We start from the raw sequence: 15,115 nt of genomic DNA on the forward strand, positions 1-15,115 counted from the left end.
AATTAAATATTCAGGCTGAATTGAAACATCTAATATCCTACATTCCCTATAGGGATATTGCTTAAATCTAATGTTATAGGGCAATATAGGCAAGTTGGTATAGTGTGGGAAATTAACGCTCCACCATAATTCGAGGACACGCATAATAGGTTTTAGGGTATTGGGTTAGAGTAATAAATCGATATAGCCGTTAGGCTATATCGAACCCGCGAATGATGGTTTTTTCGTTAAAAATGCTGATATTTTCGATATATGTCCTTTCTGTTGCTTAATACCCCAATCATGTATTTATATCCCTGCCCTGAGGTTCCCGAAGGGAAAAATTTCATTGTCCGGCAACATTGTGAATTGAAATTCCAGAGTATCTTTGGAACACCTGATTTGTTCTATGATCTTGGATAGGGCTAGCCTGTGAGTATGAATGTTTTCAAACGGATAACCTGACCGATAGACGATAAACTGTTTTTTGACCTCAGCAATAGGCAATAATTTACTTTTGATTTGATTGCCGGTCAGCTGTTCTTTGGTTATTGCCGCTTTAAGTTGTTTTTCTTCGGTTTCCATTTCATTAATTTTGGTATTGATAAGTTCTCGTTCCTTGCTCAGGAACTGGCTGGAAAGCAAGGTATCCAGATATTTGTCCTTCTTGATTTTCAACTGACTGAACAGGCTTTCCAGATGGCGCAAGGATTTATCGTGTTCGGCGATCTGCGTCATGATCTGTTCATTGTGTTTGAGCAATTTGTTTTCTATATATCTGAAATTCTTTTCCTCTGATAGAGAAAGGATAATTTCCGTTACTCTGGCTTCCAGCCTGTTAAGGCTGAAATACGACTGGGGGCAAGTTTTGCCGTTATCCTTTGAGCCTGTACAACGGTAATAGAAAAACTTTTTCTTGTGCCTGTTCACGGTGTGGCTGGGGGCTAGGGGGGAGCCACACCGTGAACAGAATACCTTTTTAGCTAGAATGGCGTTTGTAGTGTTCTTGGCTTTGGTGTAGGTCTTTGATTTAAAAATTTGCTGAACCTTTTCAAACGTAGTTGGTGTAATAATGGGTTGATGAATACCATTGTAGACATGCCCGCCCCAGGTAATTTTTCCGATATAGGCTTCCTGTTGAAGCATTTTCTGGATTTGTCGTTCATCCCAGCGTTTCCCGTTTCTGTATGGAAAGCCGTTTTCATTCAGATAGTGCATAACTGCCACTGTTGAACGGGTTTCCAGAAACTTCTGAAAGATGGTTTCTACTATTTGTTTTTCTTTGGGGTACGGAACCAGTTCTTTTTCTACAATTGAATAGCCATATAATCTGCGTCCGCCGTTAAAGTGCCCCATGCTGGCCCTGTGCCCCATGACATCCGCTATACGTTCGGAAGTTTGTTCCCGTTCCAGTTGGGCAAAGACCAGAGCCACCCGTAGCATGGCTTTGCCCATAGCGGTTGTGGTATCAAAACTTTCCTTCAGGGAAATGAATTCAATTTCCTTTTCCTGTAGTAGCTTCATGAACTGCTCAAAGTCCAGCAAAGACCGGCTGAGCCGGTCCAGCTTCTTGACTACTACTGCGTTAATTTTCTTTTGCTCTACATCTTTAATCAGTTTCTGATATTCCGGTCGGTTGGTATTGCCGCCAGACTTACCACGTTCAATATAGATATTATGTATCTGATAATTGCGGTAATCGCAAAACTTCTTTAATTCACTTTCCTGCTCTTCCAGCGAATCGCCTTCATTGGCCTGCCGTTCTGTGGAAACACGGATATATAATGATACTTTAAACCCCTCCGCCTGCGGCACCTCCCCTTGATAAGGGGAGGAAACCTGTTTATTGTTTTTACTTTTACTCACTTTAAATACACCGCCTTATACGCATTTTCCCAACAGCCGCCGCACTTGAGCGGCTTCCACTTGATGTTTTTGAACTCCGGTAACGCAGTATCGATACAAAAGATAACTACGGGTAAATGCTCGGCTAAAGCCTTGCGGATAGTGAAAAGCGTGCCTCGACTTTCGCCGTAGAGAAAGGCAACTATGCCGGATACAGCTTCTATAAGCCGCAGATTGCGCTGTAGCAAACCTGTGCGCACAATGGCATATTCTTCCTTGCCCTGTAACCCGCCCCATATAATAGAACCGCCATACTCCTTGAACTGGCGAGTAAGGGCACGGACTTTGACGGGGAAACCTTCGTAAGTACTCCACGGGCTGTATAGCGTGCCTTTGTCGGCTTCGCCGACATGCACCAGATAGGCCAGACAATATTCGTCTGTGCCAACGGCTCCACCGCTGGCTATGTGGAACTTGCGTTTAAGCAGGTCTTCCACTACTGCGCCTACCTGCTCAGCGTTGCCAACAGGCAAGCTCCTTGAACCTATGACCCCCACTACGCCCTTTGGGCTTCGCGGGGCAAGCCCTATTTGCTTTTTTTCTTCCATAATGTGCCTCCTTTTGTCTCAGCTTTGGCTGAAACTGTTTCGATGGGGTACGAAAAAACCAGAAAAAAAGAAGGATGTCAAAGAATTATTTTGAAAAGTTGTTTTACGGGGACTAGACCACAGAATAGATTATATTAAATACATATAAAAATTTGATAACCCTACAAAATGGTAAGCTTTAAATTTCTTAAATAAGCTTGCCATATAAAAATAATCAGCAAAACTATCAATAAAGATTAAAAAATATCAGTTAAACCTCAACTTGACCAAATGCTAAAATTTACTCATTATATAAAAGGTTTATTAAATTATAAATAATATTTAACTAGTAAAGTTATACTAATAAAAGTATGCAAACAAAAATTAATCTTATATGAATATTGCTAAAAATATTAAAATATTAAGAAAAGAAAAAAAAATGTCGCAAGAAAAACTCTCGAGATTGGCGGATATTTCATTTCCATCATTAACTAAAATCGAATCTGGAACAACGGAAAATCCAACTGTTAAAACCTTGAAGAAAATAGCCGATGTTTTAGAAGTAACAGTAGATTATTTAATACAAGAGAATGCTTAAATGACAAACAGTAAGTTATCATTTTCAGGTCATGAAACTTTTAGTTGTAGGCAACACTGGCTAAAAAAAGGCTATGATTTCTTGATAAACGGAGGAAAATTTTCTAATGAAGATGCCGTAGTCAAGTTAGGCGTTGGGAAAAACATGGTTTTAGCAATGAAATATTGGCTCCAAGCATTTTACGTGTTAGATGATAAAGGTGAAATTTCTGAATATGCGAATTATTTTTTTGGCAAGAAAGGGAGAGATCCATATTTAGAAGATATTTTTACGATATGGTTACTTCATTATTTAATAATTACTAATAATAGTGCTTCCCTTTATAATATTTTCTTTAAAGAATTTGTAAGTCAGAAAAATGAATTCACAAAATCTGATATTGTTAGTTTTACCGATTTATATTGCTCGAAAATGGATTATGTCGTTAATAGTAATAGCTTGATTAGGGATGTAGATGTGTTTATCCAAAATTATGTAAACCCTGAAAATGACATTAATAAATTAGATGACATATACAGCAACATCCTTGCCGATTTAAATTTAATTACAGTAGTTGAGAGTAGACATGGGAAGGAATCAATATATAGAGTCGTGAGAACGGAGCGTCGTGATATCCCTGACGAATTTATTCTGTTTGCAATTTGCGATAAGTTCAACAAAGTCTCAATAGAATTTAAAGAACTGTATGATTTTCTTGGTGATTTATTATTGATTACGCATGATGGCTTGTTAAATAAAATTAATTCATTGGCTGACAAATATTCGTTCGTTTCATTTGAGGAGCATGCTGGAATCCGGAATCTTCATCTTAAAAGTATAGTCAATAAGTTTAAGGCCTTAGATATTTATTATGACAAATAGATTTTTACCGTCGATAAATATTTTAAGGGATGAAAAGAGCGATATTCAGTATATTCCGACTCAAAATGCAGGCAGTATATACAACCAGATATGGAATAATTACAATTTCGGGGTACACTCTTTTACGATTATAGGTTCATACGGCACAGGAAAATCGTCGTTCCTCTTGGCACTAGAGCAAAATCTAAATAGTTTCAAAAAATACTGGGATAAGCCTAACGGCAAATTAATAGATAAGCAGTTTTCTTTTATTAAAATTGTGGGCAAATACGAATCAATAATCGGTTCGTTCTGTAACATTCTATCAATTGATGAAAAAAGCTCTTCGGAAGAAATTCTTAATAAAATAAGTCAATTATATGCTGACTATGAGAAAAAAAACGTTTGCTTAGTTATAATAATTGATGAATTTGGAAAGTTTCTGGAATATGCAGCTGTAAATAACCCAGAAAAAGAACTATATTTTATCCAATTATTGGCAGAGTTTATAAACGATTCAAATAAAAACTCTATTTTAATTTTAACCTTACATCAAAATTTTTCTGCATATGCATGGAAATTAAAAAAACATCAAAAAAATGAATGGGAGAAAGTGAGAGGACGATTAAAGGAAATTCCATTTATTGAACCATTAGAACAACTTCTTTGCTTGGCTGCCAAACATTTAAAAGGTTCAGACACATTAAAAATAAGTGATTCAGAATTTGAACATTTCAAAGAGAAAGTGAGTAAAGCTCGGGTTCTCCCTTTTAGAACGGATATTGATAATGAAATCCTAAAAAATCTTTTCCCATTAGACATTCTTTCTGCCGCAATACTTACTAAAGCCTTACAATTTTATGGGCAAAATGAAAGATCGTTGTTCTCTTTTCTGAAATCAGATGAACATTTCGGACTAAATGATTTTAATTCCCAGGATCGGGCCTATTTTAGTCTTGATAAAGTATATAATTATCTTTGGTACAACTTCCATACTTTACTAGCTACAAAAAATAATCCTCATTTTTCTATGTGGTTTTCAATTCAAGGTGCCTTGGAACGAGTCGAGAACAGCTTGCCAACTGTTTATTTGGGTTTGGGTACTAAACTAGTAAAAACAATTGGATTGTTAAACATATTTTCACCAAAATCAGCATTAATAAATAGAGAATTCTTTCTCGATTATTTTAAATATATTTTTAAAACACCTGATGATGATATAAAAGAAGTGTTAATTCTTCTGGAAAACAAAAAAATTATTAGGTTTTTGAACTATAGAGAAAGCTATATACTTTTTGAGGGAACCGATATCGATATAGAACTGGAATTAGATAAAGCATCCTCGAAGATAACGCCTACGATTGATTTGATCCCTTCCTTGAAACAATATTTTAATTTTCCAATATATACGGCAAAAGCCCATTTTATTGAAAAAGGTACGCCAAGATATTTTTATAATATTATTTCTCAATATCCAGTAACGATAATAGAGGACAGCAACTTTGATGGCATGATAAATTTCATTTTTCCCGAAGATCTCGATGAAAATATCCTAATTAATGAATCCAAAAAAACAAACGCCCCAATTGTATTTGTTATTTATAAAAATATAAACGATATACAAGATATCCTTTTTGAAATTGATAAAATTAACTTTGTTAAAAGCAAAAATTCTGAAGATAGAGTTGCCGTCAGAGAGTTGGATGAAATTTTGAACAATCAAGTTTATGAATTAAATAGCAACTTATATGACCAGCTATTTAACGAAAGAATTGTAATCTGGATTTTCAAGGGCAAGAAGGTTAATATAAAATCCAAAACTGAACTGAATAAATTTTTGTCTTCAATTTGCGATGAAACCTACAGCAAAACCCCTGTATTTAAGAATGAATTGATAAATCGACTTAAGCTAAGTTCTTCCATATCAACAGCTCGAAAGAAGTTCTGGAAATCTCTTGTAAACAATTGGACGGTGGAGGATTTGAATTTTCCCAGGAAAGTCTTTCCTCCTGAAAAGACAATTTACTTGAGCTTATTAAAAGATACTGGAATTCATAGGAAAATAACATCGGAGCGCCATTATGTTTTAGATGAACCCCAAGAAAAATCATTTCGAGAACTATGGGATGCATGTGAAAATTTTTTAGAAGGCACAAAAAACAACAAGAAGCCTTTGATAGAGCTAATCAACATCTTAAAAAATAGTCCATATGGTATTAAAGATGGTTTTTTAACATTCTGGATACCAATATTCTTGTTTATTCGTAGAGAAGAATATGCGCTTTTCGAGAGCTCTCAGTTTATTCCCGAATTAACCGAATCATATTTCGAGTTAATAGTGAAAAGACCACAGTCTTTTTTTGTTAAAAAATTTAATATTGAAGGGATTAGAGATGAACTCCTAATCAAATATCGCAATATTCTTTCCGAGAAACATACAAAGAGTAAATTAATAAAATCAAACTTTATTACCGCCATAAAACCATTTTTAGCCTTATATAAGAGTTTGCCTGAATATACCCTTAAAAGCCATCAAATATCGGATGAGGCAAAAAATCTCCTGCAGGCAATAGGAAATTCAACGGACCCAGAAGATTCATTTTTTGAGTTATTTCCCCATGCATTCGGATACAACATCAATGAGTTGAACGAATCTAAAGAAAAGCTTGAAGCATACATTTTGAAGCTTCGAAATGTTGTCCTGGAACTCCGAACTAATTATGATAATCTTGTTGAACGAATGGAGTCTATTTTCATTAAGCAATTAGGATTAGATAATGAGGAATATGACGACTATGTCTTAAAAATAAAAAATGAGTATATCCAATTATCGGACAAAGTTATTCCCCAATACTTAAGACCGCTTTATCAACGGCTAACAAATATTTCAATGGGGAAAAACGATTGGTTTAATTCGCTTGCAGCATCAATTTATGGTAAACCACTTAATATTATTAACGATAGCGAGGAAGATCTTGTACAAAAAAAATTAATTGAACGATTAAAGGAACTGGAAAATATTAGAAAAGTTGAAACTTTATCGACGAATTTAGAACAGAACGTTTTGAAAATAGATTTAACATCCAGTGGGAGTGGAATGACTTCAAATATTATAAGTCTTCCATGGGAATCTGATGCTGAGAGCCAGAAACTACAGGATAGGATATCCAAAATATTAACTAATGATTCCAAAAAGAACGCCATAGTTCTAATCAGTATATTAAAAAAGGAATTACAGCATGAAAAAGATTAGACATGTTTTAGGCATATCTGGCGGCAAAGACAGTACTGCTTTGGCTATTTTCTTGAAACAAAAATTTCCGGAGTTAGATATTGAGTATTATTTCTGTGATACAGGTGAAGAACTAAACGAGACTTATCAGATAATTGAAAACTTAGAGGTGTATTTAGGTAAAAAGATTATTCGATTGAAGGCTGCTGCCGATACTCACCATTCTCCATTTGAGTACTATCTTAAAATGTATAATGGGTTTCTGCCGTCAGCAAATGCAAGGTGGTGCACCAAAAACTTAAAATTGATTCCTTTTGAACAATTCGTTGCTGATGACCCTGTTGTTTCTTACGTTGGAATAAGGGAAGATGAAAATCGTGAAGCATACATTTCCAAGAAAAAAAATATTCAATCTATTTTCCCGTTTAGAAAAAACATATGGAGTGTTGATGTAATTCGGCATGTTCTTTCTGAAAGCCAAGAAAATTACATGCTTGAGCTCTATAGAGATCATTTAAATATGAATCAATTTATAAAAGTGGAGAACATAATAAAAAGGCCCATGTCCTTTGACTTCAATTTTGAAAAAAAACTTTTAACTTTATTGGAATGTGGTCTTATTGAATTTAATAACGTTGTTTTTGCATTACTCAAAAACACACCTTATCCATTAGGGCGGCTGGAATCCTTCCCATTATTGAGTAAAACAGAAACGTTTGGCATCCAAGATGTATTTAATTCGCTAAAGGATAGCGGCATAGGGTTGCCAGAATATTATAAAAAAATCCCAATATCCTCATGTAGCTTAGAGGGTGTTTATAATAGAAGTCGTTCGGGCTGTTATTTTTGCTTTTTTCAACAAAAAATAGAATGGGTTTGGCTTTATGAACAACACCCAAGTCTTTTTCAGAAAGCTTTGTCTTTTGAGAAAGAAGGGTATTCCTGGATGGATAACGAGCGTCTAGAAGAATTGATTAAGCCGGAGAGAATTAGACAAATAAAGAATGATTATTTGAAAAAGAATAATAATCTGAAATATTCTTCACCGTTTCTATTGGACATCTTACAAGAAGATGATGAAGTTAAAGCATGCGCTGCTTGCGCCATTTAAGCTTGATCTAGGCCATCTATGGCCTCAGTGGCCGTAGTTTCAGTACCGATACGCTTCATATAAAGCGAGTTCATTTTAGCAATCTCATTCGGATTTAGGATGGATTTATCAAAAAAATATATCAGCATATATTTTATCAAACTGTGTTCTGGTCTTCTCATTGTTTTGCTTGCAGGATCCCAGAGAATATTTTTCCAAGGCAATTCATTTAAGTCTAATGGAATGTGATTAAAGCCCCGTATTATCTCATTAAAAGAGATATCACGTATCTGTTTTATCGAATTTATTGCATCAACAAAAGGCATTAGTCCTATAGGTCTAAAAAAAATTATCCCTCCTGTTCTTTTATTTCTAAAATCATCCCGAACATTTTCGACATCCATTTGTTGGTATCGATTAACAATATCAAGATTATTACTGAATGCATTCCAGAACTCTTGGCAATAATTCTTAAAGCCGTCTATAACTGCGTCATCTTTACGGTATCTAAGATAATCTTTTAGCTTTTTGTTTCTTAACCTGGTATGCGACTGGAGAATATATATTGTGCATTTATATAATGCTTCTAGTGTCGTGAGACTCTGGTAATTATTATTAGGAATATTTGTTCCCTTTGAGATAGCAGTTCTTTTCCCCATAAATAAACTATAATTTTCTACTAAGTACCTTGTTGTTATGGCTGCGATATCATCTTCGTCTAAAGAGATTATCTCAGAAAGTTTTACAGGTTTAGCATATCGATTTAGGGTGCTAAATAATCGCCTAGATCTCTCCATACCTTGAGAATTATTGCTATGCCCTATAAAGATTACAGATATTTTTTCTTCTCGTAAGTCCTGATTTTCATGAACAGCTTGTTTTATTGCCTCAACGCGGTGTTGTCCGTCAACTGGGAATATTTTCTCTTCACCATTAAATTCAAGAAATCCCATCCCAAAATACGTAATATCGCTTTCGCTCGGAAAGGTATACTCAACCTCAATCCATTCAGGTTCGCCATCATATATTGCAAGAACTAATGAATTAAAAAATCTTTCATGTTGGTTAAGAAGGTAATCTTTTATACTGTTCACATTTTCAGTAATACTTCTCTGAATCATATCAGAAAGGGCTTCTGTCTTATGCAGTTCGTCATCTACTTTTTTAACCATATTGCTGACTTGCAAAAAACTCATGGTGGATACATAGTATAGCCAATCACCCATTTTCCCTCTTATAGCTGGTATTCGCATATTTCTCTCCTTTTTATATATTAACTAAATGCTCTCACTGCTGCGCTAATCCTTTTATCAGGGATTTCATTGTTAAAAGGGGGTAAAATTGAGTTAATGAGAACTTTTTCAAGTGATTCGGTTGCATCATTATTACTAATACAAATGTATTTAATATAGAGAAATTTGGCCCATTGATTAAATATCCGCGTTATATAGGGTCTTTCTTCTGTGGCGTTTTGATGTTTCTGGAAATATGATTTGCATCTTTTCCTAAGATTCGCATTACTTGTTATACGGGATCTCCCAATGTACAGTAAGAAACTATGAACAAATGGTATTTTTGGGTTTTTAACGATAAAGAAATATATTCCTCCTGAGTTGCTAGGCAGATTATTTATATCTGCATGAAATGCATCAGCGGTATCATTAAGGTATTTTATTTCCCTACAATCTGATTCCGTAATGCCAAAATGTTGTAGATCTAACATTTCCCAAAGTGGCGGATAGATTCTGAACGAAAGTTTGTGAAAATCAATTTCTTTCGCAAGTTCAAATGCCTTCATAATTAGTCCCCTAAAGTTTGTAACAAATCATCCATTCCAAAATTTAACAAAAATTCTGAATAGTAGCTTTTGAATAAGTCACTGAGGTAGTCTGCAAGATCAACGTCCTTCGGTGTTTCTTCTCCTTCTAGATGTTGGATCGCATATTTCCGCTGCTTTGAAATTGTATATAGGAACAATACGTGGAAATAAACAGCGGATAAATATTTATTATCAGCCAACATAATTTGATCCTGAGAAAGTGCCTTTTTATTGGACTTGTAAGTCATGAGCACATGACTATCCATGTTAATATAGATTTTTACTAATTGTTCTCCTTCAACAAGTGGATAAACAACAGTATATTCATCCATAGATATACCTGCTTCCTCACAATTTTCCCAACCTGGATGATTTTCTTTTTTTTCTTTATAAACTGATATAACCTCTGGTAGGCCTAAGTCCTCAAGTTCATTATCATCTTTTATAGGGGCTTTTTCCTTTGGCTCCTCGGGGGCACATATTTTTACCCAGAATATTTCCTCAAAGCTTTGAGCCTTATCACCAAACTCAACTTTCACTTGTATTGCATCCCCAACAGAAACATTTTCTGTCGGATTCATGGATATTTTTATTGTTCCATCGTCCGGACTTGCCTTCCGAATATTCAAGACTTCGCTAATTTCTTTTGGAAGACCTGGCTTGAGCCCACCTCTAACGTCATTAGGCTTGAGATTAAGCAATGCTATTTTTAGATCACCAGGATCGTCAATACGATCGAAATAGGAGTTTTCAACATCAGTCGAGAAGGCAATGATTCGTTCTCCACCAATTGGAATCTTAGCAACTTCTGTATTTCCGTCATTTTTTTTCGATAGCTTGAAATATGATGGATATCTCTTAGGTTGAAAAGAATCCTTCGAGTCTTTTTGTGGCTTTTTTTCTTTCTTTTTTGTATCATGCGTGTCTTTTTTTTGATTCAGTTTAAATGTTTGATTTAGAAGTTTATAGAGTTCACTCTTCAATGGTAGATTTCTTGATAAGGCCTTGAGTGTTTCATTAGTATCTGAACTCTCAATTGAAATTGATGCTCTTCTTCTTTTATCTATTTCTTCTAATTTGCTTTTTTTTAATATGGTAGCTAGATGATTTCTTAGGTCCCTAGACTCTAAACCACCTTTTAATCGATCCCTGGAAGCCATGAAAAGTTCATTCCGATAATCGGGATTCATGTTTGTGCAATCAATATGTATAAGCAAATAGTCCTTCAGTAGTGGCATTTTTAGAGACCTTGTAATAAATTCTGAACCATAATGCCCATGTGTCTGACCGTTTAGCGAAAACATAACTGACATGTTGTTCTTAAAGAACTCTCTCTGAATAGTTTCTTTGCTTTCTTTCACAGATTTCTGGTCAATTTTTGTCATGAAAACATAACAGGTTATCTTCACCCTTCCCATTTCTCCAAACGAATCATCTATTGAAAAATAATCTTCAATATATTTGCTTTCCTCCGATTCTAAACGCCTCTTTAGGCCGTATAGATCTCTTTGTAGATTTATATCTTTAGGATATCTTTCGGGCTTGTCGATAGTTAGTATTGGCAAAGCAGGTTCAAAAAGAAATTCATTAATACTTTGATTTAAGTCCCTTGAGATTACAGACCTAGAACCTTCAGGCAGGTCATATGAGTATAGTTTAAGAACGGTCCCTGTTTTGAATGAGCGATTATGTAAGCCTAAATCAAGGGCCGCAATTGTAAACGCAGGGATATTCCCATCTATTAATAAGTACTCATACCAAGTATCTTTTCTTGTTTTTTGTTCTACTTCATTCCGTTTGTGTTTTCTTATTAGCGTAAACCCAAATTTGCCTGAGTTGTCATATTTTTTTGAGCCAATTAACTGATATCTTTTTCTCCCGCAAAAAGCAATTGCCCCTGTTCCCCCCATATTATATTTACCTTGAACAAAATGGATTTCACTTTTATTCCCCGCTAGTAAAGATAAAAATGTTTCTTCAAATTTTTCTGGATGTTGGCCTTCACCATTGTCATAAACAATTAATGAAGTTTCCATTCTTGGGCCATCTGCAATGATTTGAATCTCTTCAGCTTGCTGCTTTCTAAATGAAGATAGGTCCCAGTTTTTAAAGTCATTGAAAAACTTTGAGATGGCTTCTTCCATGTTTTTGGGGGCATGAGTTGATTTGGGATCAATTTTTGACTCATAGCATTTCTTCATCAATATTGCATCAATTGAGTTTGTTATTTTCTCGATAAGCGCGGCAATAGGAGAGGATTGTTGGTTTTCAATTAAACCAATGTTATGCTCTACATTCCCTAAGGGCTTCCAATTTCTCGGATTATCAAGTTGAGGGTATTTTTTTAGTGTTATATCTAGATCATTTTCCGTTTTTGAAAAAAACAGATCCTTGAATAGTTTCTCAAATTCTTTTTCATTCATTTAGATCATCCTAACAAGATTAAAACTTAAATTCCATTTTTTTTATTCGTTGCTTAAACAATAATTCATTTTGCTTTATTTTATTTCTTATGATCCTAAACATCTTATCTACATCTTTTTCATTGTATTCGTAATTATTTTTATTTGAACAGTTGCCTAATAGATCTAGTAAAGCAATAATTTTTTGTGTTCTTTTTGCTGCAACTTTTTCGAAACGTTCTCGTTTGGTATTCATTATTGGCTCCATAAAAATAAAAATGTATTGTCTATTATTACTATATAAATTTTAATATGTCAATTATATATACTATATTTAGCAAATATATTATATATAATAAAAAATTATTATCTTTTATAATACTGTATTAAAATAGCTAAAATGATCTTTGCGAGACTGATTTTCTCAGCTTTTAAGGAATAAAGGTATATCTATTCTGTGGTCGAGTCCCCGTAAAACAACTTTTCAAAATAATTCTTTGACATCCTTCTTTTTTTCTGGTGTGCCTTATCCATCGAAACAGTTTCAGCCAAAGCTGAGACAAGAGGAGGCATATTATGCAAGAAAAGAAAGTTATAGGAGTTATAGGTTCACGGTCTTTACCCATGAGCAAAGCAGAGCTGGTCGGTGCGGTGGTAGATGATTTACTCAAACGCAGGTTTCATATAGCCAGCGGCGGAGCTGTTGGCACTGATGAATATTGTTTGTCCTATTTGGTACATGTCGGCGAAGCCGACAAAGGCACGCTTTACAGTCCCTGGAGCACATACGAGGGGTTCCCTGTCAAAGTCCGAGCACTTACCCGCCAGTTCAAGGAGTATGGCGGTTCTGTTGTCTGGGGCGGTTTACAGGGCAAGGAAGAATATGCCATTGTCCGCACAGGTTTACTACAGCGCAATTTACGGCTTATAGAAGCTGTATCCGGCATAGTTGCCTTTCTCTATGGCGAAAGCAGAGGCACACTGTTCACTATCCGCAAGGCTTTAGCCGAGCATTTACCCGTAGTCATTTTTTGTATCAATACTCCGTTACCGGAGTTCAAAAACATCAAGTGGAAGCCGCTCAAATGCGGCGGCTGTTGGGAAGGCGCTTTCAAAGCAGTCTACTTGAAGTAGTCATACTTCGTCAGGCTCAGTATGACAGGAGGAATAATTAACATGGAAGAGAAATTCAAAGTATCATTATATATCCGTGTTTCCACAGAACGGCAGGCTAATGAAGGCGATTCTTTGGAAGAGCAGGAAAGTGAGCTGAAAAAGTTCTGTGATTACCGCAATTATCAGATACATAATATCTATATTGAACGTGGTAAGTCCGGCGGCAATACTAACCGCCCGGAATACCAGAAGTTAATCAAAGACGTAGAGCAAAAGAAAATTAAGGCGGTAGTAGTCAAGAAGCTGGACCGGCTCAGCCGGTCGTTACTGGACTTTGAGCAGTTCATGAAACTACTACAGGAAAAAGAAATTGAATTCATTTCCCTGAAAGAAAGTTTTGATACCACAACCGCAATGGGCAAAGCCATGCTCCGGGTGGCCCTGGTCTTTGCCCAGCTGGAACGGGAACAAACTTCCGAACGTATAGCGGATGTCATGGGGCACAGGGCCAGCATGGGGCACTTTAACGGCGGACGCAGATTATATGGTTATTCAATTGTAGAAAAAGAACTTGTGCCGTACCCCAAAGAAAAACAGATCGTAGAAACCATCTTCCAGAAATTTTTGGAAACCCGTTCCACAGTGGCAGTCATGCACTATCTGAATGAAAACGGCTTTCCATACAGAAACGGGAAACGCTGGGATGAACGACAAATCCAGAAAATGCTACAGCAGGAAGCCTATATCGGGAAAATTACCTGGGGCGGGCACGTCTACAATGGTATTCATCAACCTATTATTACCCCAACCACGTTTGAAAAGGTTCAGCAAATTTTTAAAGCAAAAACCTACACCAAAACCAAGAATACTACAAACGCCATTCTCGCTAAAAAGGTATTCTGTTCACGGTGTGGCTCCCCCCTAGCCCCCAGCCACACCGTGAACAGGCACAAGAAAAAGTTTTTCTATTACCGTTGCACAGGTTCAAAGGATAAAGGCAAAACTTGCCCCCAGTCGTATTTCAGCCTTGCCCGGCTGGAAGCCAGAGTAACGGAAATTATCCTTTCCCTGTCTGAGGAAAAGCATTTCAGGTATATAGAAAATAAATTGCTCAAACATAATGAACAGATCATGACGCAGATCGCCGAACACGATAAATCCCTGCGCCATATGGAAAGCCTGTTCAGTCAGTTGAAGATCAAGAAGGATAAATATCTGGATACCTTGCTTTCCAGCCAGTTCCTGAGCAAGGAACGAGAACTTATCAATACCAAAATTAACGAAATGGAAACCGAGGAAAAACAACTCAAAGCGGCAATAACCAAAGAACAGCTGACTGACAATCAAATCAAAAGCAAATTGCTTCCCATTGCTGAGGTCAAAAAACAGTTTATCGTCTATCGGTCAGGTTATCCGTTTGAAAATATTTATGCTCACCGGCTGGCTCTGGCCAAGATCATAGAACAAATCAGGTGTTCCAAAGATACTCTGGAATTTCAATTCACAATGTTGCCGGACAATGAAATTTTTGCCCTGAATCAATGATTGGGGTATTAAGCAACGGAAAGGACATATATCGAAAATATCAGCATTTTTAGCGGAAAATT

The 15,115-nt window shown here is 35.9% G+C and carries 12 protein-coding genes; 6 read left to right on the forward strand and 6 right to left on the reverse strand.

Features of this window, described 5'->3' with window-relative positions:
• Nucleotides 1-288 precede the first annotated feature (288 nt).
• Both PHV30_04365 and PHV30_04370 read right to left on the reverse strand, forming a co-directional pair.
• Nucleotides 289-1,845, reverse strand: coding sequence for a recombinase family protein (locus PHV30_04365; protein MDD5456249.1), 1,557 nt, complete (start codon nucleotides 1,843-1,845; stop codon nucleotides 289-291).
• Nucleotides 1,842-2,432 carry a DNA-processing protein DprA gene (locus PHV30_04370; protein ID MDD5456250.1) on the reverse strand — a complete coding sequence of 197 codons (591 nt, stop codon included), beginning with the start codon at nucleotides 2,430-2,432 and terminating at the stop codon, nucleotides 1,842-1,844. Before PHV30_04370 ends, PHV30_04365 begins: the two co-directional genes overlap by 4 nt.
• A gap of 373 nt (nucleotides 2,433-2,805) precedes the next feature.
• On the opposite strand from PHV30_04370, the gene PHV30_04375 reads away from it, so the two are divergent.
• Genes PHV30_04375 through PHV30_04390 form a run of 4 tightly spaced genes read left to right on the forward strand, consistent with a single transcriptional unit; the run spans nucleotide 2,806 to nucleotide 8,192 of the window.
• The gene (locus tag PHV30_04375; protein MDD5456251.1) at nucleotides 2,806-3,009 is read left to right on the forward strand and encodes a helix-turn-helix transcriptional regulator; all 204 of its coding nucleotides are present in this window, start codon (nucleotides 2,806-2,808) and stop codon (nucleotides 3,007-3,009) included.
• Entirely contained in the window at nucleotides 3,010-3,870 is an 861-nt protein-coding gene (locus PHV30_04380) for a DUF4007 family protein (protein ID MDD5456252.1), read from the forward strand.
• On the forward strand, nucleotides 3,860-7,102 hold the full coding sequence (locus PHV30_04385; protein MDD5456253.1) for a hypothetical protein: 3,243 nt from the start codon (nucleotides 3,860-3,862) through the stop codon (nucleotides 7,100-7,102). The genes PHV30_04380 and PHV30_04385 overlap by 11 nt, the downstream gene beginning before the upstream one ends.
• Nucleotides 7,089-8,192 (forward strand): phosphoadenosine phosphosulfate reductase family protein, encoded by a 1,104-nt coding sequence (locus tag PHV30_04390; protein ID MDD5456254.1) that lies wholly within the window; start codon nucleotides 7,089-7,091, stop codon nucleotides 8,190-8,192. Before PHV30_04385 ends, PHV30_04390 begins: the two co-directional genes overlap by 14 nt.
• Here PHV30_04390 and PHV30_04395 read toward each other — a convergent pair.
• The 4 genes from PHV30_04395 to PHV30_04410 are packed head-to-tail and all read right to left on the reverse strand — an operon-like array spanning nucleotide 8,189 to nucleotide 12,648.
• Nucleotides 8,189-9,424: a DNA sulfur modification protein DndB gene (locus PHV30_04395; protein MDD5456255.1), complete on the reverse strand. Its 1,236-nt coding sequence runs from the start codon at nucleotides 9,422-9,424 to the stop codon at nucleotides 8,189-8,191. The genes PHV30_04390 and PHV30_04395 overlap by 4 nt on opposite strands.
• A gap of 20 nt (nucleotides 9,425-9,444) precedes the next feature.
• Nucleotides 9,445-9,969: a hypothetical protein gene (locus PHV30_04400; protein MDD5456256.1), complete on the reverse strand. Its 525-nt coding sequence runs from the start codon at nucleotides 9,967-9,969 to the stop codon at nucleotides 9,445-9,447.
• A 2-nt stretch (nucleotides 9,970-9,971) separates the two neighbouring features.
• Entirely contained in the window at nucleotides 9,972-12,413 is a 2,442-nt protein-coding gene (locus PHV30_04405; protein ID MDD5456257.1) for a hypothetical protein, read from the reverse strand.
• A 19-nt stretch (nucleotides 12,414-12,432) separates the two neighbouring features.
• The gene (locus PHV30_04410; protein MDD5456258.1) at nucleotides 12,433-12,648 is read right to left on the reverse strand and encodes a hypothetical protein; all 216 of its coding nucleotides are present in this window, start codon (nucleotides 12,646-12,648) and stop codon (nucleotides 12,433-12,435) included.
• Nucleotides 12,649-12,968: 320 nt separating this feature from the next.
• Between PHV30_04410 and PHV30_04415 the strand changes: the two genes are divergently transcribed.
• Together PHV30_04415 and PHV30_04420 are read left to right on the forward strand one after the other, a co-directional pair.
• A complete protein-coding gene (locus PHV30_04415) occupies nucleotides 12,969-13,526 on the forward strand; it encodes a DNA-processing protein DprA (GenBank protein MDD5456259.1) in 558 nt (185 codons plus the stop codon).
• Between the two features lie 42 nt (nucleotides 13,527-13,568).
• Nucleotides 13,569-15,053, forward strand: a complete 1,485-nt coding sequence (locus PHV30_04420; GenBank protein ID MDD5456260.1) for a recombinase family protein — start codon at nucleotides 13,569-13,571, stop codon at nucleotides 15,051-15,053.
• Nucleotides 15,054-15,115 lie beyond the last annotated feature (62 nt).

The sequence above is a fragment of the Candidatus Margulisiibacteriota bacterium genome, from assembly GCA_028715625.1.
In the GTDB taxonomy this organism is placed as follows: domain Bacteria; phylum Margulisbacteria; class Riflemargulisbacteria; order GWF2-35-9; family GWF2-35-9; genus JAQURL01.